This window comes from Patescibacteria group bacterium, from assembly GCA_040753135.1.
GTDB lineage: Bacteria > Patescibacteriota > Minisyncoccia > UBA6257 > Brennerbacteraceae > JBFMGR01.
Genome location: JBFMGR010000002.1, coordinates 20,021 through 41,132 on the forward strand (window position 1 = coordinate 20,021; position 21,112 = coordinate 41,132).

The following is a 21,112-nucleotide window of genomic DNA, read 5'->3' on the forward strand; positions in this document are numbered from 1 at the left end:
ATAATGCCTAAACTCTTTAACCGGATTTTTAGATTTTTGGTTAAAGCTTTGTTAATAAGTGCGGTTTTCGCGCCCTTTTTTGTGTTTGGTTATGATTACAACACTCACGGCTACTTAACCCAAGAAACAATCAGGTTTTATAATCAGAGTTTTTCTGAAAATCAAATTTCTCAAGATTTAGCTAATTTTTTAGTTGATGGTTCGCGCAAAGAAGACGACGCGCCCAGATGGATTAACCATTTTTATGACCCGGTTTACCAGCGGGGCTATGATCCGGATATTGCCATCGACGCTTATCCTTTGGTTTTTGCCGACACCTTAAAGCAAGTGATTAACTGGGTTAGCTCCAAGCAATGGAGCCAGGATTCTTATCAGCAAAACCGGTTGGTTTATCAAGCAACAAAAAATCTTTATCCAATCAGTTCAATCTTAAGCAATCAAGAGCAAAATCAGGTTAATTTTTCTGAAACAGATTTTACCTGGGGGAAAGCCAAGCAATACTGGCTTAAAGGCGAAAAAGAAAAAGCAATGTTTGCTTTGGGCCATATTCTGCATCTGATTCAAGATGCGAATGTGCCTGACCATACCCGGAACGACGGTCATCTAGCTGATAGCCCGTATGAAAAATGGTCAGCCAAGTTTAATCTAAATAATGCTGATTCTGAATTGAACCAGAGATTAAAAACAAAATCCCCAGCGGTTTTAAGCAATTTAGATAGTTATTTTGAATCAATTGCTAAATACTCAAATAATAATTTTTATAGTAGGGATACAATCGGTATAAGTAAGGGATACCAATTACCACAAGCAGTTGATTATGAAAGAGGAAACTCGTTGTTATATGCTTTAAATAAAGATGCAGACGGGTTTTTTAAATTATCAGCGCAGTCTATAGAGTCAAGTGTATTAATGGGGCTGGAGGGAGAGGTTTCGATCGATGACAACTTTGTTCTTAAAGACTACTGGTCCCGTCTCTCTACTCAAGCAGTTACGCACAGCGCCGGAGTAATAAATTTATTTTTTCAAGAAGTTGCTAATGAAAAACTTCAACTAGAACAGCCCGAGCTAAAATGGTATGAAAAAATTTGGCAATGGTTAACCCAGCAAGGGAATAATTTATTAGGTCAGATTTTGCCTCAAAGCCAAGATAATCAAAACAGCCAGCAGCAAAATCAAGAATCAGCAGGACAGCAAAATTCTCCAGAACCAAGCCCTTTAAGCTCAAACCCAACACCATCACCGGCTTTTTCTCCGGTTTTAAACTCTCCTGAACCAAGTCCAATTTTCTCGCCAACTCCGACTTCAATATTAATACCAATTCTAAGTCCAACTCCAGCGGCAACCCCAACGCCTAGCCCAACCTCTCAATCTTTACCCCAATTTATTGGCACCCAAACCCCAAATCTTCCAATTTCACCTTCGCCTCAACCCAGCCCAACGCCAGAGTCAACACCTTCTTCTGCGCCCAGTCCTGAACCAAGCTCTACCCTAGAGCCAACGCCAAGCACTGAACCCTCTCCGTCTTCAGAACCAAGCCCAAGCCCTTCACCTGAACCTTCGCCGCCACCGTCGCCAACTCCCGAACCCAGTCCGACTCCGTCGCCAACCCCGACTTATCAGCAGTCAAACAATCAATTCTTTGATGATGTTGCCTGGTATTTTGACACTGAACTTTATCCGGAAAAAGGCGGGATATTTACGATTGAGTTAACAGTCAATCAAGTTCTGCCAGAAGAAGATTATTACGCGATTTTAGCCGGCTGGAACAGCGAGTTTATCAAAACTCCCGGGAGTAAACAAAGCGGCGGAGATCGGCCGGAATTAAAATACCCGATTCCCGCTGCCACCGGTCAAATTCTTAACCAAAATGACCCGAATTACGGCCCAGCTTTGAGTTTGTGGAATCATAACAGCGGATTTAATCCGGACCAGTTCCCGAAAGTTTTAAAAATCCGACCAACCGAGATCAGCACGGTTAATTATGTTTTGTTGGGAAAAGATTTAGAAGAGGGGATTAGCCGGGAATATTTTGAGCAAGTTTTGGGCCGCGAGATCGGCACCAATGACTTTATTGCTTTAGTTTTTTGGCCGCTGTATAATCAAGCCACGCCTGAACCGGATAATCTTCATTATTTGGGTTCGTTTTTGGAAAATGACTCAACCCCGGTTTCTTATCCTGAACCGGTTTCGGTCAGCGCCGTGAAAAATCTTCGTTGGGGCATTGACCCGAGTTCAGAAACCGGTTATTCTTTGGAATTTGAATATACCTTGCCGATCCCGGAGATTACTGATCAGTATTCTTATGGTTATGAACTTCGATTTCATTTAAATGGTTTGGCTGATTTTTATTATGCTTATGATCCGAATCTGGCCCAGTTCTGGGTTAAAAGTAGTGATAGTTCAAACATATTTTATTTTAACTATGGTTTTTGGGGCGATGAAACCTGCGATTATAATTCCCGAGCTGAACCGAAATCAGGAGTGCGATTTTTGCCCGGACAGTGCGAGCTGAACTCTTTTGGCAAAATGGCTTATAACCAGAACAAACTGCCCCAGACCGCAGACCCTGACGCTAATTCCTGGATTCTTAAAGTCCCGATTTTATGGGTGCCGAGCCCAAAGCCGCTAAACGAGCTGGGCTTGAATGATTATCTGACCGTTAGTTTATGGGTGAATGAGGGTGGTCCGGCCAACGGTTTGTATCTGCGCCAGATAGACCAGAGGCAATGGCAGTTTCAAAATCAATATCAGGCGTTAGAGCCAATAGTGCCGCCGCCTTCACCATCGCCAGAACCTTCAGGGCCATTGCTTCAAGCAGTCATAAACGAGATTGCTTGGATGGGAACCGAAGCCTCAACTAATGATGAGTGGATAGAGCTTTATAATAATTCAGCGGGAGAGATTGATTTAACTGGTTGGGTTCTGCGTTCAGCTTCCGGAACCCCGGATATTTCTTTAACCGGAACTATTCCGGCTGGGGGTTATTATCTTTTGGAGCGGACAAATGATGAGCCGGTCTCAGATATTAATGCTGATCAAATCTTTACTGGCGCAATTAATAATCCGTGCGAGGTGTTTGAATTATTGGATAATTTAGGCAATTTCCAAGACAAAACAATCTGCAATGGCCAGGATTGGCCCGCTGGAGATAATGAAACGAAATCTTCAATGGAAAGAATTAATCCGAATATTTCCGGAGAAGAATTGACTAACTGGCAAACTAATAATGGTATTCAGAAAAATGGTCTTGACGCTGAAAACAACGAGATTAACGGCACACCAGAACAACCGAATAGCCAATAGCAAATGGCAAATGGTTGATATTGAAACTTGCGATGTCCTAAAATTACAAATCAATATTAGGGACATCGCAAGTTTTTAATCTGGGATCTGGAAAATAAATGACATAAAGCAATAAGTATCAAGGAGAAATTTTAATTCTGTCTACTAACTATGCGATCGCATAGTTAGTAGACAGAAGAGAGGAAATAATAGATATAAAAGGGGAAAATGAAAAGTAAAAATTTGTAATCTAAATTGAAAATCTTATTGATTGCTCAATTTTGTTTAGGATTTTTAATGACAAAACCTCGCCAATGGCGAGGTTTTTGGGTAAAGAACTATTCGCGGCAGCGGAAACCAACCGATTTCTTTTTATGTCTACCGAGGATTGCGAGGATTTCAACCCCCGCAGTCCCTCGGGTGGGCCAGAACTTGTCAGGGTCTACGCTGACATCAAATTCATCCCCCTTGTCGCAGCCCTGAAGACGCTCAAGACCAGTTGGGGCATCGTCGTCATCAAAACGGACGACAACGCCATCACATCGCTGACCATCTTCAGTCAACACTGAAAAAATAATTTCTTCAGTGTCGACGAACTCAACAGTGGCGATGCCTTTCATTTTATCCTCCTTACTCAATTCTCATTCTGTCAGCCGCAATTAGCTGGCCGGTTTTCAGCTGAGCCAACATAATAATGGTATCTGCAACTAAGGCGGCCAAGCCTTCGTCTGCGTGACCCACTATGCCGCTGCAGCCTACAGCGATGCCTTGGCGGTAAACTCCGCCGGGATAAAGATAATCACCTGGCTCAAGAAGCCAAGGATAAGCGGCAGCAACTTTGGTATCCATTTTCAACCGTCGAGCCAGTTCCATTTTTCGTTTGGCTATTAGATTGAAATCTACTAGTTCTCCCCAAGAAGGATCCCATTTTTGTTCTTTGCCAAAGGAAAATGAAAACTCTTCCTTGTTGGGGGTTGAAATCCAGCCCTTGATCCAAGTAGGTCCCCAATGTGCCTCTGGGAGTTTAATGATTTTTATAGCAGTGGGTTTGACAAGCTCCACTGCCGTAAAAATCAACGCAGTGGTTAATACAGCCATTTTTACCTCCTTATATAAAGAACAGATTTTCAATATTAAATCATAAATCTTTGTTTCTGTCCAGGTTTTCGCATGTTTTTTAGTTTTTTAGCGATTTTTTGAGTTAAAGCAAACTATAGAAGCAGCCAATAGATTTTAAGATGGATTTTAGATTTAACAACTTGCGATGTCCTAAAATTACAAATCAATATTAGGGACATCGCAAGTTTTTAATCTGGGATCTGGAAAATAAATGGCATAAAGCAATAAGTATCAAGGAGAAATTTTAATTCTGTCTACTATCTGTCCGATCGGACAGATAGTAGACAGAAGAGATTGGTTTGTGTTGAAAATTGAGGAATGATTTTGGGATTCGGGCTTGATAAGTTTTTATTTTTTTCTAAAATATTATTAGGTCGGGTTTAGTTTTTAAAAATTAAGCAATAATTATGAAAAAAATATTATTAGCAGGAATCTTAAGCTTTTTCGCCTTAGCAGCTGGTTGGGTTTATGCTGAACAAGAGGGAATTGGCTTGAATTTGCAATTAAAAGGCTTCAAGCCGGACGAGGTTTTTGAAAAGTTGCGCGATTGGGAAAAGAACTTTGAACTGCCGGAGATAGAAGAAATTAGGGAAGGTCGGGCAGTGAGAAGTTTGGTCATTGCTCCAACCGGCAATACCAAGATTACTGACGCTGAAGTAGTTTCGGTTTCCGGGAATAATTTTACTGTTAAGGTTTGGGGATTGAGTTTGGCAGTTGAAACCAATGAAAATACCAAGTTTGTGGTTGGCCGGTTAAGGGATTGGTCTTTGTCAGAGTTAAAAGTCGGCGACAAAGTTGATATTATTGGGACGATTGATGAGGCAAGCGGCAGTATTAAAGCTGATTTGGTTAATGCCAGAATTTCAGTGCCAAGAATTCAGAACGAAGAAGTGCTTCGCTTAAGAAGCATTATTGAGAACTTGATTCGTCAGCTTCAGGAAGCGCTAAGAAAAGTTGGTCGGCAGCTGCCGCCCGGAATCTCGCCAGTGCCGGAAGTTTCGCCAACTCCGGAAATCAGTCCAACTCCGGAACCAGAAGCAGAAGATTAAGATTTAAAATTTAGAAAGAAATTTTCGGGCATCGTAAGTCCGCTGGACTTGCGATGCCCTTATATTTATAATTGAGTTATGTTTGCTTTTTTAAGACAAAACAAGAATTCGTTTGTCAGCGCCATAAAAATTCTTCTTTATTTGTCTCTGTTATCGCCGTTAGTGGTTGGGATAAATTATCTTTACCCGTTTGTTTTTCCAAAGGCGATTTTTTTTATGGCTGTAATTGAACTGGCCCTGGCGCTTTATCTTCTGCTTTTAGTGGTTGATAAAAACTGTCTGCCTCGGTTGAATATTTTGGTTGTTGGTTTAGCTGGCTGGTTTTCGGTTCTCGCTGTTTCCAGCTTTTTGGCAGTTGATCCATCGCTGGCATTCTGGTCCAAAGCCGAAAGAATGGACGGCTTATTTTGGTATCTTCACTTATTTGCTTTTTTTGTGATGGTTGTTGGTTTGTTTAAGAATGAAATTGTCAAATTTTTAACCATTAATTCTTTGATTGGCGTGATTGTCGGTTTGGCTGCTTTAATCAGCAAATTTTTGCCCGGGATTTTTAATTTAGGCAACCAAGATCGTTTGGCCGGAACCTTTGGTAATCCGGCTTTTTCCGGGACCTATTTTTTGGTCTTGTTTTTTCTAAACTTGCTGGCTTATTTCCTGTCTCAAGATTCCTGGAAAAAGCTGTTTTTGGGCTTGGCTGGGTTTAGTTTTATTCTGATTTTCCTAACCGGCACCCGGGGCGCTTATGTCGGCGCTGTTGGCGGCTTGGTTCTGTCCGGCAGTTTGGTTTTATTTTTTTCCGGCAAAAAATATTTAAAGCCGGTTTTAATCGGTTTGGCGGTTTTTGGGCTGGTTTTAGCCAGTTTTTGGTTTTTGCCCGGGTTGTGGCAAAAAATTTCGCCATTTTTAGCTTCAAGAATCTACGCCCTCTGGCAGATTCCCAAGCCGAGATTAATTGCCTGGCAGATTGGCTGGAACGCGTTTTTAGCCCGGCCAGTTCTAGGCTGGGGCTTGGAAAATTTTCTCTATGCTTTTAACCAACATTTTATTCCCGAGATTCACACCTATGAAATCGCCATCTTTGACCGGCCCCATAATAAAATTATTGATTTATTGGTTGGCCAGGGGATAATCGGGCTTTTGTCTTATTTGTTTTTATTCGGGGCAATCAGTTTCAGTTTTTTAAAGTTTTTATGGCAGGATAAAGAAGACAACCAGAAAGTTTTGGTTTACAGCTTGTTCTTAGGTTTACTCGGAGCTTATTTTGTCCAGAACTTGGTGCTGTTTGAGATGCCGAGTTCGGGAATCGTCTTTTTTGTTATCTTGGCTCTGGCTTATTGGCTGATTCAGGAGCAAAGGTCAGAAGTAAGAATAGTAAAAAACAGCCGAACCCTTTCTTTTTCTGGCTTGATTATTGGTTTAGGTTTGATTGGTTTAAGTTTTTATTACGGGGTGTTTTTGCCTGAACAATCAGCCAGAAATACGGCTAATACCGCTTTTGCTTTAGCGCCAACTGCTAATCCAAATTTTGCTCTTAAGCAGGCAAAAGAATATTATTTAAAAGCTCGAGGCGCGGGCACCTATTTAAATAAAGAGGTGGATATTTCTTTATCCAGAAAACTAAAAGATTTTGCCACGCTTGAGATTTTTCTTGCCAAAACGCCCGAATATCAGGAGCTTGCTTTATTGATCGCTGAAAATCTGAAAAAAGATTTACAACTTCATCCTTGGGATTATGACATTGCGGTTGAGGCCGGCTCTTTGTTTATGCAGACAGAAGAAGATTTCAGCGACAAGTTAAGCAGCGACTCCCAAGCTTATAATTTGTTTTTACAAGCAACCGATCTGGCGCCAAAACGGGAAGATGCTTATCAGTATCTGTTTTTGTGGGCAATGAGGAACAACAAACAGGTTGAGGCAAAAACTTATTCAGACATTTTATTGGGCTTGAATGATCAGATCGGCGTTTTCTGGTTTTATCAGGCAGAGCATGAAGCCCGTTGGGGCAGTTTGGAAAAAATGGAACAAGCCAGAGCGAAAGCCAAAGAGCATGGTTATGATATTTCCCGGCGGTTGAGTGACTGGGAGCTGCTGATTTCCAGTTTAATACTTGGCGCTGAAAATGGCGGGCCGGAAGCAAGCCAAAAAGGATTGGCGGCAATTAAAGAACTGGAACAGATAACTCAAGTTCCGGGTTTGCCAATTAATTTTTTAATCCGAGATTACACCTTTTTAATTCAGCTTTATAAAAAACAGGGGCAGAGAGAAAGAGCCAAAACAACGATTAAAGAACTTCTAACCAAAATCCCAAAATCTGAAGAGCAAAATTTGATTAAATATTTAAAGCAAAACTCAGCTTGGATAGAGTGAGTTAGAAAGATTCCCGGGCTTTGTTGAACGAGTTTGTAATAAAATTTAATGTTTAGTTTGGGGTTTATCATTATCAGTTTTTTAGTTGGCGCCTGTTTTTTTGACTGGCTTGATTTTAAAAATGAGATCAGGGGCTTCAGTTTTTTTGTTTTCTCTTTGGCTTTGGGCTTGGTTGTTCTCGGTTATTTAAACTTAGGATTAAGTCTAATTTTTCAGAACCTGATTCAAGGATTAATCTGGGGCTTGGTTTTAGCGAGCGTATTTTTAATCCGATTTTTCAAACCGAGAAAAATTTTTAAGAACCGCTGGCAAAAAATCGTTTTTAGCCCCCCCCAACTGATTTTGGGGACAATTGTTATTGTTTTTATTATTGTTGCTTTGCAGGCAATGCTTTTTGATTCTTCTGGTTTTCCATTTGGCATCTTAAAGGGCTGGGGCGACGGCGCTTATCATCTGAATATGGTGATGAGATTGGCAACAGCCGACCCGTTTGTTCTAGACCAGCCGATTGCCGGAGCGGGAAAATTAACCTACCCTTTTTTAATTAATTTTTTATCCGCGGTTCTATTGAAAGGGGGATTGAGCTTGCTAATTGCCTGGCATCTGCCAATAATTGTTTTTGGCGCGGGAATGATTTTGGCTTTGTTTGAGCTAGGAAGAAATTACTTCACCAGAAAATCCTTGGCTTGGATTTTAGCGTTTTTAGTTTTATTTGGCGCCGGCTTAGGCTTTATCTGGTTTTTCCAGCAGGTGAGTCAGGATGCAGTTCAGCAAGGCTGGTTAAATTCTTTTCTAAATAATTTTTCTGAACCAAAGTTTGAGTATACTCATTTAGACACCCGGACCGGCGGCAAATTAACCGAGAAAAATCATCCGGCGAACATTGTCTGGATTGTGCCGATCATCTCATTTTTTTCTCATCAGCGGTCGTTTGTTTTGGGCGCTTTTTTGGGATTTTTACTTTTGTTTGGACTTTTGATTGATAAAAAGAACTGGCGCCGCAGTCAAACGCGGCAGCCGCATCAAACGTGGCGCTGGCTTTTGCTTTTGGGGTTTTTGCCCTTAGCTCATACTCATAGTTTTTTAGGTTTAGTAATCTTTGTTTTGGTTTTCTGTTTTAAGGAAATTTTTGGTTCTTTGAGAGAGTTTTTTAAAGATAGGCGGGTTAATCAGTTTTTAAGATTTGGTTTTATTAGCTTTTTGATCGCTTTGCCTCAATTAGTCTATCTGCTGTCAGGAATTTTTTCCAGAAACGGGAATGGAGGATTTTTTATCCCCTGGTTTGGTTGGATGAGCTGTGAACATAGTTTTAACTGGTTTTTTTGTAATCCAAATGTTTTTGGAACAGATAGTTCGGCGCTCTGGTTTTGGTTGAAAAACTTTGGCTTAATTTTTATAGTTTGGCTTTTTGCTGTTTTGTTTTATGGCTTTAAAAAGCTCAATCATCAGGCAAAAGAATTAGTTTTGCCAAGTCTGGTTTTGTTTGCTTTGCCGAATTTATTCTTGTTTCAACCCTGGCCTTTTGATAATAATAAAATTTTATTCTGGTGGTGGGTATTGGCGGCGCTTATTAGTTTAAGTCTTTTTGACGCGCCGCCGCGGAATTATGAATCAGAAATTATGAATCAAGGCGGAAAATACAAATTCATAATTCTTAATTCATTATTCATTATTCTTATTATTCTGGGCAGCTTTTCCGGAATTATTGATGTTTGGGCAAGAGTGAAAACCGGCTTAAGGTTAGAGAAAAATGTCCGCAACTTTGGCTATTATTCAGAACAGGATTTGGTGATTGCTGATTGGATAAAGGAGAACAGTTCTCCGAATGACGCTATTTTAAGCCATGGACAGGCAAATCAGTTTATTCCAATGACCACTGGTCGACCGATTTATCTTGGTTTTATTGGTTGGCTCTGGACCCAAGGCCAATCGGATTTAATTAGCCAAAGGCAAGCCAAGATTAAAAATTTCGTTTCAACTGAAAACGTTTCCGAACTTTGCCAAGATGCGGTAAAATATTGGCTGAAAGAGCCGCGGTTTTTTGCTGATTATCCGAATCCTTTAAACAATGATTTTTCTGAAGCCGGCGAAAAAGTTTTTGAATATAATAATAAAGAGATAATTAAATTTAACTGCGATTAATAAATAAGTATAAAGTATTAATGTCCAAGCAAAGATTCTATACCTCTTTCACTCTTCTCGAGCTTCTGATCGTCATTGGCATCTTGGCAGTCTTGGCTAGTGTGAGTTTTATTGCTTTAAATCCAGTGGAACAGCTAAGAAAAGCAAGAGATTCTCAACGCTTAGCTGATTTAAGGTCATTGAACAACTCTCTGGCTATCTATGAATCTCAAACCCTGAACCCAGTCATGGGTTCTTCTACCTTAATCTATGTTTCTTTACCTGATACTAACTCTAACTGCTCTTCCTGGTCTTTGCCAGCAGTACCACCAGATTATTCTGGTTATGCCTGTGTTACTGAAACTAATCTCAGAAAAACCAATGGGACTGGCTGGGTCCCAGTGAATCTCGCTGGTTTAGAGATTGGCTCACCTTTAGCTAAACTGCCAGTTGACCCCAAGAATGATAGTACCTATTACTATACCTATACCACTGGAGGCAGTTTTATGCTCTCTGGCTTAATGGAATCAACTAATAACAAGGTGGCTGACCAAGCAATTAATGATGGTGGTAGAATGCCAGGAGTGTTTGAGCTTGGCTCTAATCTCAATCTTGGACCATTTACCCGAGACAATGGTCTGGTGGGCTACTGGACCTTTGATGAAGGAACAGGAACAACAGCTTATGATTACTCAGGCAACAATAACACCGGCACCTTAACCAATGGACCAACTTGGCAAACCAGCACTAACTGCAAGAAAGGAGGATGCTTGAGTTTTGATGGGGTGGATGACAAAGTAAGCATCTCAGACAGTTCAAGCTTACATTTTGGTATAAACAATATCTCGCTTGCCTTTTGGATGAAAAATATTTCAAGTCCGCTATCCAATTTAATTCAAAAAGGAAATTTTAATCGATTTTGGGCGACTTATAGTCCGAATATAATCCGGATTAATAGCTATTTTGGCTCTGGCAAGGATTATTGGCTCGATTCTAATATTAATGTCAACGATGGAGGATACCATTTTATTGTAGCAACATACGACAGGAATGGATATGAGAAGATATACATAGATGGAAGTTTCAATCAACAAATGAACATATCTGGTGCAGCCGGAATATCCTGGGATTCAAGCAGCTCATTGCTAATTAGTCCGGGTACTTATGGATATTTCAACGGCTCTATCGACGACGTTCGCATCTACAATCGTGCTTTATCCGAAGCGGAAATCCAAGCGATTTATAATGCCACAAAATGAGAATAGTATTAAGTAGTAAGTGCCAATGTTAATAATTTTTGTACGATCGCATAGAATTTGTTAACATTTATTAGTAATTAGCAGTCATTTGATTTAGTAGTGTTCCAATCAAAAATCTTAAATCCGGGAAATCTGAAATCTGAAAAATTGATGCTTTTAGTATTGACTTTTCTTGGTTTGCTGACCAGGTTTATTTTTATTAACCAGCCAAACCAGACAGTTTTTGACGAGGTTCATTTTGGTAAGTTTGTTTCTTCTTATTTTACCGGTAAGTATTATTTTGATATTCATCCGCCTTTGGGAAAGTTAATTATTGCTTTAGGCGCTTGGCTTGGCGGCTATCAGAATTATATTGCTGAACACGGTGTTTTTAGTTTTGAAAATATTGGCCAAGATTATGGCGCTTTGCCTTTTGTCTGGTTTAGGTTTTTTCCGGCTCTGGCCGGCGCTTTGATTCCGATAGCGATTTTTTTGTTCTTGAAAGAGCTGAAGATTAATTCCCTGGTAGCTTTTTTTGCCAGCTTGTTTATGGTTTTTGACAACGCCTTGTTAGTCCAGTCGCGCTTGATTCTTTTGGATTCTTTTTTAATTCTATTCGGATTTTTAGGGTTATATTTTTTCTTTAAAGCGAGAAATAAGGATTATTCATCTCTGCCGTTGGCATTTGCCGGTTTGTTCTTTAGTTTGAGCGCTTTAGTTAAATGGACTGGTTTGGCATTTTTGGGCGTTGCCGGGGTGGTCTATTTATTTGATTTGTTTAAATTGAGTTTAAAAACCGGCATTGTTTCTAGATCAAGAAAAGGATTTTTATTTCTGATTTTAATTCCTTTATTGGTTTATTTTGCTGTTTTTCAGCTTCATCTTGCGCTTTTGCCAAGATGCCCCGAGCCGGCTGAAGGCAATGGTTGTGATTTTATGAGCCAAGAGTTTCGCAATAATCAACTGAATTCTTTGGAGAAGTTTTCTGAACTTAACCAAAAGATGTGGCAGTATAATACCGGCTTATCTGCGTCGCATGATTTTGGCAGTAAAGCAATTGGCTGGCCATTAATGGCTCGGGCAGTTTATTATTGGGTAAGCAGTAATAGCGACGAAGGAGTGAGCCGAATTTATTTTTTTGGCAATCCCTTGGTTTGGCTTTTAGGCTTGATCGGCATAGTTAATTTGATTTTTTACCGGCCGGAAGACCAGAAGGATAAGGAGATAAAAAACATCCTGCTTTTGCTTTATCTGGCAAATTTTCTGCCGTTTATTTTAGTTAAAAGAGTGCTGTTTTTGTATCACTATTTGTCAGCAATGATTATCTCTTTGGCAAGCTTTTGGTTTGTTGTCGGTGAGCAATTCTTGAATTTCAAAAAAGGCAGATTCTGGTTAGCGGTTGTTTTGCTGTTAGTCGCTGGCAGTTGGTTATTTTATGCTCCGTTAAGTTATGGTTTCCCTTTGGCTGAAAAGCAGTTTCAATCAAGGCAGTGGTTTGGCTTATGGTTTTCTACCAATTCCGGTCTGAAAAATATCTGCCAAGAAAGCAACTGTTCAATTTTAAATTGGCTGACTTATTAACTTGTGAATTTGACAGGGGCTTAATTTTTGCTATACTTTAATCAGAAACCGCTGCAGCTTAAAAACCTTAATATTGAGCAGCTTAAATTAAGCTGTTTTTGTTTTCTTTAGGCGCAGTTTAGGTTTTGCCCTTTGAAAATTTATTAGTCAAGTGAATTAAGCGAACTCCGTTTAATTTTTAAGGATTATCCTAAGATTGGCAAATAGCAAATGGGTTATGGCAAATGGTTTTAAACTATTTGCTGTTCACCATAAGCTATATGCTTTTTTTTGAGGATTTGATCCTGGTCCAGGATGAACGCTGGCGGCGTGGATTAGGCATGCAAGTCGAGCGGATGCAGTGCATCTCACTGTTGTTCGATGCAGAATAATGAATAAAGAATTATGAATTATGGATATTAAAAACCTTAATTCATTATTCATACTTCATAATTCGCGCACCGAGCCATAGTGAGGTGCGCTGCGTTAGCGGCGAACGAGATAGGAACACCTTGGTACCTACCCTCAAGACAGGGATAGCTCATCGAAAGATGGGGTAATACCTGATAACGCCAGTGCATAGCACTGGAATTTCTAAATTCCAATTTCTAATTTCTAAACAAATTTCAATAACCAAAATTCTAAATTCAAAACTTTTTGGATTTTGAACATTTGAATTTTGATATTGTTTAAGATTTTCCTCCAGAGGCGGATTAGCCTCTGGCTGAAGGATTTTGAGTTTAGAATTTCCAATGCTGTGCATTGATTAAAGGCGCAAGCCGCTTGGGGATGGGCCTAGGCCTGATCAGCTTGTTGGTAGGGTAATGGCCTACCAAGGCGATGACCAGTAGGGGAGCTGAGAGGCTGTTCCCCATCGGGGGCACTGAGACACGGGCCCCACACCTACGGGTGGCAGCAGTCGAGAATATTCCACAATGGGCGAAAGCCTGATGGAGCGACGCCGCGTAGAGGAAGAAGCTCTTCGGAGTGTAAACTCTTTTTCGCCATGATGAAGGGGTTGGAGTTTAGAGGTTAGAAGCTGGCATACTATAACTGTTGATTTCTAACTTCTGATTTCTAATCTCCAACTTCTGACAGTAATGGTGGAATAAGGGGCTGCTAACTTCGTGCCAGCAGCAGCGGTAACACGAAGGCCCTAAGCGTTATCCGGATTTATTGGGCGTAAAGCGTGCGCAGGCGTCCCGGGCTCGCAAGAGCTAAATCAGTGCACGGCACTGGGAATATCAAATTTCTAATTCCTAATTTCTAATGAAATGCCAAAACTTTTGCATTGAAAATTTCATTGGAAATTGGAAATTGAAAATTGGTAATTCCAATGCTGTGCATTGGTGACAAGTCTGATGTTCAATCCCAGAGCTTAACTTTGGGGCCGCATTAGATACTAGCGGGATTGAGATGGGGAGAGGCTGACGGAACGCACGGTGTAGGGGTGAAATCCGTTGATATCGTGCGGAACACCAAAAGCGAAGGCAGTCAGCTAGCCCTTTTCTGACGCTGTGGCACGAAAGCGTGGGGAGCGAACAGGATTAGATACCCTGGTAGTCCACGCCCTAAACGATGTTGACTAGCCATTGGGAGCATCGACCCTTTCAGTGGCGAAGCTAACGCGTTAAGTCAACCGCCTGGGAAGTACGGCCGCAAGGCTAAAACTCAAAGGAATAGACGGGGACTCGCACAAGCGGTGGATCATGGGGTTTAATTCGATGGTAAGCGAGGCACCTCACCAGGGCTTGACATGCAATCCCTATGCTGTTTTTGAAAAGAAACAGTTGTTCTGCTTGCAGAACGGGGTTGTACAGGTGCTGCATGGTTGTCGTCAGCTCGTGCCGTGAAAATACGCTTCGCGGCATTGGCGAGTAATCGCCAAATGAAAAAACCAGCTCATAACGGTGGAGCCTATGATAAAATGAAGTCATGGGTAATACCGTGGGAAGTCGGGAAGTTTTACCGATTGTTTTGCGAGCGAGGAAAAATCTTGTTCTTAAGTTAACAGAAGAAGAGTACGATATTTTGGTTGGGTCGTTGCTCGGCGACGGATATATAACTAAATTAGGAAGAATCCAGATCGAGCAAGGCTCTCAACAGAAAACATTTTTAGAATGGAAATACACTCTTCTGAAAAGAATCGTCAGTACAAGAATTTGTTTCGCAAAACGAAAAAGAAACGGAAGAATTTTTGAATCATACCGATTTTGGACAAAACAATATTTTCGTCCTTGGCGGGATATTTTCTATCCGCAAGGCGTAAAAATTGTGCCAGAACATATTGATTCAACACTTTCTCCATTAACACTTTCTGTTTGGTATATGGATGACGGTTTCTTTAGAAAAAAGGATTCTATCGGCATAGCTACAGAAAAATTTACGGTAGAAGATTTAGAAAGAATTTGTCGGGGGCTGTCTATTAGATATGGCATAGAGCCAACAGTAGTGAAAAGCGGAAGGTTATATTTTGGGAAAGAAGCGAGTAAAAAATTCTCGCGCTTGATAGAACCACATATTATTCCGGAATTAAAATACAAACTTTCTTGACCCCGTAACGACTGAGGTTTAAAACCGAGATGGTGATTTTAATTTTTAAGTCATCATAATACGCTGGTCTCCTCCAAACTAACGTTTTAGATAATTTTGGCAGGATGGTGGTATAGTCTAAGATTCGTAGGAATACGAATGGAGGCGTTCCCTTCAGTGGGGTAACGAGCGCAACCCTTGTCGCGTGTTACAAGTGTCACGCGAGACTACCCAGCCCTTTGCGCATGAACTGCGCAGAATAATGAATCTGGAATTATGAATTATGGGTTTAAACCCTTATTCTTAATTCATTATTCATAATTCTGTGCTCGCTTCGCGAGCAAAGGGCTGGGTGGAAGTAAGGATGACGCCAAATCCGCATGGCCCTTTGATGCCCTGGGCGACACTCATGATACAATGGTCAGGACAAAGGGTAGCCAAGCCGTAAGGCGGAGCTAATCTCTAAAACCTGGCCCCAGTTCGGATTGAGGGCTGCAACTCGCCCTCATGAAGCCGGAATCGCTAGTAAACGCGCATCAGCCACGGCGCGTTGAATACGTTCTCGAGTCCTGTACTCACAATAAACGCGCCCGGCAGGCGCATTCGCTAAATGGTTCCCGCCAGAGGCGGGTCTGTCTTTGGCAGAAAAATCCATTCCTCTGCGACCGTCGCAGAGCGTAGCAGAAAGGCAGTCAATCATCGCGAGATGGTTGGCGGAGGGCCTGGAGGCAAACAACAGCCCGAATTATTCCGTTTAACGGAAACGATGCATCGACCTACTGATGGGTGGTGAGGGTAGGGAAGGTGCGGAAATAAAATCGTTTTGGGATGTTGGGAAAAGTGAATGCGTTGACCCGGGGAGACCTGGCGCAGTGACGAAGCTTGACGCTGCGTCAGGAGTCAGCTGGTTCATAGTAGGCATTGTGCCGAAGGAACCACTCTAACTAGAAAAATTCCAAATTACAAATCACAAATTCCAAACAAATTCGAAATTCTAATTTCCAAAATTCAAAACACGTTTAGAATTTGGTCATTGGATATTGTTTATGATTTAATGTTTGAGTCTTGGGATTTCTGCTGCAAAGCAGTGGTTGGAGCTCGCCGTATGCGGGAAATCCGCACGTACGGCTCCGGCATAAAGTCGGAGGACCGGCCCCATATATATAAAAGGGGTTTGGTTCGGGAACGTTAACTCTAAGCTTCTAGAGCACAATCGCCCGTCAATGCAAGGAAGCCGGGAACTGGTGAAGCCCAGCCCTTTGCGCATGAACTGCGCAGAATAATGAATCTGGAATTATGAATTATGGGTTTAAACCCTTATTCTTAATTCATTATTCATAATTCTGTGCTCGCTTCGCGAGCAAAGGGCTGGGTTAACCAGAGTTCGGTGACAGGGCATAAGTCGTAACAAGGCATCCGTAGCGGAAGCTGTGGATGGAAAATTTCTATAAAGAACACCGGGCCGCCTGCGGCGGAATTCCAGATTACTAATTACTGATATCTAAAACTGGATATTGGAAATTGGATAATGGAAATTCGCGCTAGGCGCGCCTTTGTTTCTTGGTCGGTCCGCCAACTTCATTGAAGTTGAGACGGAAAGTGTTAATCTCGCTGTCTTGAGTTTTTAAAACAAAAGGCAGTCAGCCCTTGGCTGAGAGCTTTAAATTGAGATTCAGTCCGGTGCTGTTCATCGGAGGATAATTCTTTTAAGCGGGGTTCGCTTAGTTCACTTTTAATATCCACAGTTATTTATTGTCACTGCCCCTGATTTTTTGTGATATAATTTTTAATATGGAACCAATAGCTAATCCAACCGAACAAGCAAAAGTTTTAATTGTTGAAGATGATTTATTTTTAGCCAACCTTCTTTCTTTAAGATTTAAAAAAGAGGGTTTTTTGGTTTTGCAGGCTTTTTCCGGAACCGAAGCTTTGAAAAAAGTCGAACAAGAGCCTCCAAACATTATTCTGCTGGATATTATTTTGCCCCAGAAAAATGGCTTTGAAGTTTTAGAGGCGATTACCCAGAATCCCCAGACTAGCAATATTCCGGTGATTATTGTTTCCAATCTAGGGCAAGAAAGCGACATTGAAAAAAGCAGGGAACTTGGGGCGATTGATTATTACGTCAAAGCCCGGCTTTCAATTGACGAGCTGGTTAAAAAGGTCAAAAATCTGGTTCAGACAAAAACTGGTTGATTCTTTTCTCGGCAGTCCCAACGGGGCGATTGTTCATAATTTTATCTTGACAAACTAATTTTATTTATAAATAATAGTAAGTAGAATTAATTTTAGTGCTTCGGTCGAATAAATAAAGTTTATTTAAATATGTTTCAAACAAAAAAAGGTTTTACTTTATTGGAGCTGTTAATCGTTATCGCAATTTTGGCAATTTTGGCCTCAGTTACTTTTGTGGCTTTAAATCCGGCCGAACTGCTGAAAAAATCTCGCGATTCCCAGCGGTTGGCTGATTTAGCTTCAGTAAAAACCGCAATCAACTATTATATTGCCAATACCACTACCCCGATTTTGGGCGATGATTCAGCCGGAGTCGGTTGTGTTGACAATTCAACTGATTATACTTATTCAGCGGTTTCCGGTGTCGCTTATACCAATACTACCAACAAAGGCAATACCTCCCAGCAGATTGGCAGTTCCGGCTGGATTACAGTCAGGTTGGACCATCTGACCGGCGGCTCGCCTTTGGCAAAATGGCCGATTGATCCGAATCCAACCACTTCTTCTGCTACCCCGGGCCGGTATTACGCTTATCTTTGTAATTACACCAATACCACCTTTTCTCTGTTTGCCAATATGGAAAGCACCACTTATGCCAATGGCGGCAATGGCGATGTTGAATCTAAAGACGGCGGCAATATTGCCGGAATCTACGAAGTTGGCAGCGCTTTCTTGGCTTCAACCACCACAACCAACTTTTATAATGGCGGCAGCTAATGCGGTTTAGCTGTATCAGTTTTTTCACTCCGCCCTTTTATCTTCGCCCTAAACGCGATATGATAAAAGGGCGGGGTTTTGTTTATGGTTAAATTCATCGAAATAGTTTTTGTTAATTATTACTTTTATTTTAATTTTCTTTTTTTATTGGCGAATTTGGTTTTTGCTTGTTTAAGATATTTAGGCAAGATTTCTGACCAAAAGTTTTTTACTTTTGTCCGGAGCCTGTTTTTTCTTGTTTTGGTTTTTGCCGGTTTGAGAATTTTCTCTCTCTATCTGGTTCAGTATTTAATCTGGTCTAAAACCGAACCGTTTGTCTATTTTCTGCCGCCCCACCAGCCAATTAGCTATTTTTTGTCTTACGCTTGGCTTCATTTTGCTAAACTGCCGGCATTTAATTTTTTCCTAAGCGCTTTTTTATTTTTTTTGATTTTCTTGGGGGCAAAACTTTCCCGGGGCAGGTTTTTTTATTCTGAAGAACATTATTCCGGCGGGATCGCAATTCTCCTGAATTCTTGGCCGGATAATTTTTTTGTCTTTATTTTGGTTTTAGCTTTTGGCTGTTTGGGCTTTGTTTTGAGAAGCGCTTATCTTTTGTTTAAAAACAAAAAACAGCTCCAGCCGGCTTATTTCAGCTTCCGCTATCTTTGGGGTTTGGTTGGCCTGTTGGTTTTTTTGTTCGGCGGGAATTTGGTTAATCTGTTTAATTTGGGGATTTTGAAAATTTAAAGAGTAATCGTGAATATACAAATTGGTTAAAGGTGGGCTAGGGAGTAATCGCGCCTGTCCGCCTTTGGCGGGAATAATGCGAATTTTAGGAGCAATAACGCGAATCGGGGAATCGCGGCTCCCAGCGATTGGAAGTTTGGAAATTAATACATTGATTATTTATTGAAAATTGATAATTGAAAAATGGCGATTCCCCGATATCCACAAATGTTTATTATCTATAAAAGTCAAGAAGATGGTATAATTAATTGTAAAGATGCCCGGGGCAGCAATCCAATAGATTTTTATTAGTATTTTTAGAAATTAGGATTTTAATTGAGGTATGCCTAAAATTCCTTTAGAAAATTTAAAAAAGCAGCTTTTAGAATCCGGTTTGGTTCAAGGAGCAGATTTTGAGGTTTCCCAAAAAGAAGCAGAAAGGACCAGCCGGGATCTTTTGGAGATTTTAGTCTCCCGGGGCCTGGTCAATGCTGATTATATGAATCAGATTTTGGCTGATTATTATAAAGTTAAGCTGGTTCATCTTGCCGGCTTGGAAATTCCGATGGAGATTCTGAATGTTTTCCCAGAAGATATCGCTCGGTCCAGAAATGCGGCGGCTTTTGGCACAAACCAAGAAGGCAAGCTTCAGGTGGCAATGCTTGATCCAAGCGATCTGGAAACAATCAAGTTTTTAGAACGTTACACCCAGAAGCCTTTGGAGATTTATTTGACTGCCCAGGATGATCTCCGCTACGCTTTCTCTCTTTATCGCCGGGAGATAATGGAAAACTTTCAGCGGCTTTTAGAAGACCAGTTGCGCCAGCTTCAGCGGCTTCAGGTTGGCAAGACCGCTGATCTGACTAAAATTGCTTCAGAGCTGCCGGTAGTGGCGATTGTGGATAATTTGATTTCCTATGCCGCGGCAATGAATGCTTCTGATATCCACTTGGAGATCTTTGATCAAGAAGTTTTGATTCGTTTCAGGATTGATGGTCTGTTAAGAGAAGTGGCCCGGTTATCAAAAGAGATTCATCCGGCCTTGATTGCCAGGATTAAGATTATGGCCGGGATGCAGATTGATGAGCATTCTAAACCCCAAGACGGCCGGATCAGATATAAGCGTGGGGAGGATGTTTTTGACATCCGGGTGGCAGTGATGCCGACTTTTTACGGTGAAAAGGTGACCATGAGGCTTTTGCTTGCCAGCATTAAACCATTGTCATTTTTAGAGCTGGGCATGACCCAAGTCCAAGCAGAGATGGTGGAGAAGAACATTAAAAAAACCTTTGGTATGATTTTGTCCACCGGCCCGACTTCATCAGGTAAAACCACCACCCAATACTCAATTCTTTCCCGATTAAACCGGACCGAAGTGAATATTGTTACGATTGAAGATCCAATTGAGTATGAGCTGAAATATATTAACCAAACCCAGGTTAATCCTAAAGCCGGAATTAATTTTGCCTCGGGCTTGCGGGCGTTTCTTCGCCACGACCCAAATGTAATTATGGTTGGCGAGATTCGCGATGACGAAACTGCCGAGATTGCCACTCATGCGGCTTTAACCGGACACTTGGTTTTGTCCACCTTGCATACCAATGATGCGCCGACAGCAGTGCCTCGATTAATTGAGATGGGTGTGCCGGCGTTTTTGGTTTCGGCAACTTTGAATTTAGTTATGGCTCAACGTTTGGTCAGGAAAGTTTGCCAAGAATGCATTGAATCGTTTTCTATTACCGAGGAATTAAAGAACTCAATTTTGGGCCAGCTTAAAGTCAGCGCTCCGGAAAGAGTTGAAAGTTTTGTTGCCCCGGAAATCTTATACCATGGAAAAGGCTGTCAAACCTGTCACTGGTCTGGCTATAAGGGCAGACTGGCAATCTTTGAGTTTTTAGATGTTGATCCGGACATTCGGGCTTATATTTCCCAAGAAGATTTTACTTTAGAAGGATTGAAAAGACTGATAAACCAAAAAGGAATGAAAACAATGTTTGAAGACGGAATTGAGAAGGCCCAATTAGGCCTGACCACGGTGGAAGAGGTGCTGCGCGTTATTCGCGAGTAATCGCGACTAACTTAATTTCTAATTACCAATATCTAATTCCTAATGAAATTCTAAATTCTTAATTTTTTAGCATCAGGCATTTCATTGGAAATTAGGAATTAGAAATTGGAAATTTT

General features: G+C 41.2%; 12 protein-coding genes and 1 rRNA gene. 11 read left to right on the forward strand and 2 right to left on the reverse strand.

From position 1 onward, the window contains the following. The first annotated feature begins 3 nt into the window (after positions 1-3). The gene (locus tag AB1721_00930) at positions 4-3,303 is read left to right on the forward strand and encodes a lamin tail domain-containing protein (protein ID MEW5805282.1); all 3,300 of its coding nucleotides are present in this window, start codon (positions 4-6) and stop codon (positions 3,301-3,303) included. Between the two features lie 317 nt (positions 3,304-3,620). On the opposite strand, the gene AB1721_00935 is transcribed toward AB1721_00930, so the two are convergent. Then, the gene (locus tag AB1721_00935) at positions 3,621-3,902 is read right to left on the reverse strand and encodes a hypothetical protein (GenBank protein ID MEW5805283.1); all 282 of its coding nucleotides are present in this window, start codon (positions 3,900-3,902) and stop codon (positions 3,621-3,623) included. 10 nt (positions 3,903-3,912) lie between these two features. Next, positions 3,913-4,380, reverse strand: a complete 468-nt coding sequence (locus AB1721_00940) for a hypothetical protein (protein ID MEW5805284.1) — start codon at positions 4,378-4,380, stop codon at positions 3,913-3,915. A 428-nt stretch (positions 4,381-4,808) separates the two neighbouring features. On the opposite strand from AB1721_00940, the gene AB1721_00945 reads away from it, so the two are divergent. From AB1721_00945 to AB1721_00990, 10 genes are all read left to right on the forward strand, one after another. Next, entirely contained in the window at positions 4,809-5,450 is a 642-nt protein-coding gene (locus AB1721_00945; protein ID MEW5805285.1) for a hypothetical protein, read from the forward strand. A 78-nt stretch (positions 5,451-5,528) separates the two neighbouring features. Next, complete coding sequence (locus AB1721_00950; GenBank protein ID MEW5805286.1) at positions 5,529-7,817, forward strand: O-antigen ligase; 2,289 nt, start codon at positions 5,529-5,531, stop codon at positions 7,815-7,817. Positions 7,818-7,865: 48 nt separating this feature from the next. After that, positions 7,866-9,959: a hypothetical protein gene (locus AB1721_00955; GenBank protein ID MEW5805287.1), complete on the forward strand. Its 2,094-nt coding sequence runs from the start codon at positions 7,866-7,868 to the stop codon at positions 9,957-9,959. A 20-nt stretch (positions 9,960-9,979) separates the two neighbouring features. Further along, on the forward strand, positions 9,980-11,197 hold the full coding sequence (locus AB1721_00960; protein MEW5805288.1) for a LamG-like jellyroll fold domain-containing protein: 1,218 nt from the start codon (positions 9,980-9,982) through the stop codon (positions 11,195-11,197). 150 nt (positions 11,198-11,347) lie between these two features. After that, the gene (locus tag AB1721_00965; GenBank protein ID MEW5805289.1) at positions 11,348-12,757 is read left to right on the forward strand and encodes a phospholipid carrier-dependent glycosyltransferase; all 1,410 of its coding nucleotides are present in this window, start codon (positions 11,348-11,350) and stop codon (positions 12,755-12,757) included. A 266-nt stretch (positions 12,758-13,023) separates the two neighbouring features. Next, positions 13,024-15,929: ribosomal RNA gene (locus AB1721_00970) — 16S ribosomal RNA — on the forward strand. Positions 15,930-17,059: 1,130 nt separating this feature from the next. Beyond that, entirely contained in the window at positions 17,060-17,464 is a 405-nt protein-coding gene (locus tag AB1721_00975) for a response regulator (protein MEW5805290.1), read from the forward strand. Positions 17,465-17,593: 129 nt separating this feature from the next. Beyond that, entirely contained in the window at positions 17,594-18,220 is a 627-nt protein-coding gene (locus tag AB1721_00980; GenBank protein MEW5805291.1) for a type II secretion system protein, read from the forward strand. Positions 18,221-18,304: 84 nt separating this feature from the next. Then, positions 18,305-18,949, forward strand: coding sequence for a hypothetical protein (locus AB1721_00985; protein MEW5805292.1), 645 nt, complete (start codon positions 18,305-18,307; stop codon positions 18,947-18,949). Positions 18,950-19,271: 322 nt separating this feature from the next. Beyond that, complete coding sequence (locus AB1721_00990; protein ID MEW5805293.1) at positions 19,272-20,996, forward strand: GspE/PulE family protein; 1,725 nt, start codon at positions 19,272-19,274, stop codon at positions 20,994-20,996. Positions 20,997-21,112: the final 116 nt, after the last annotated feature.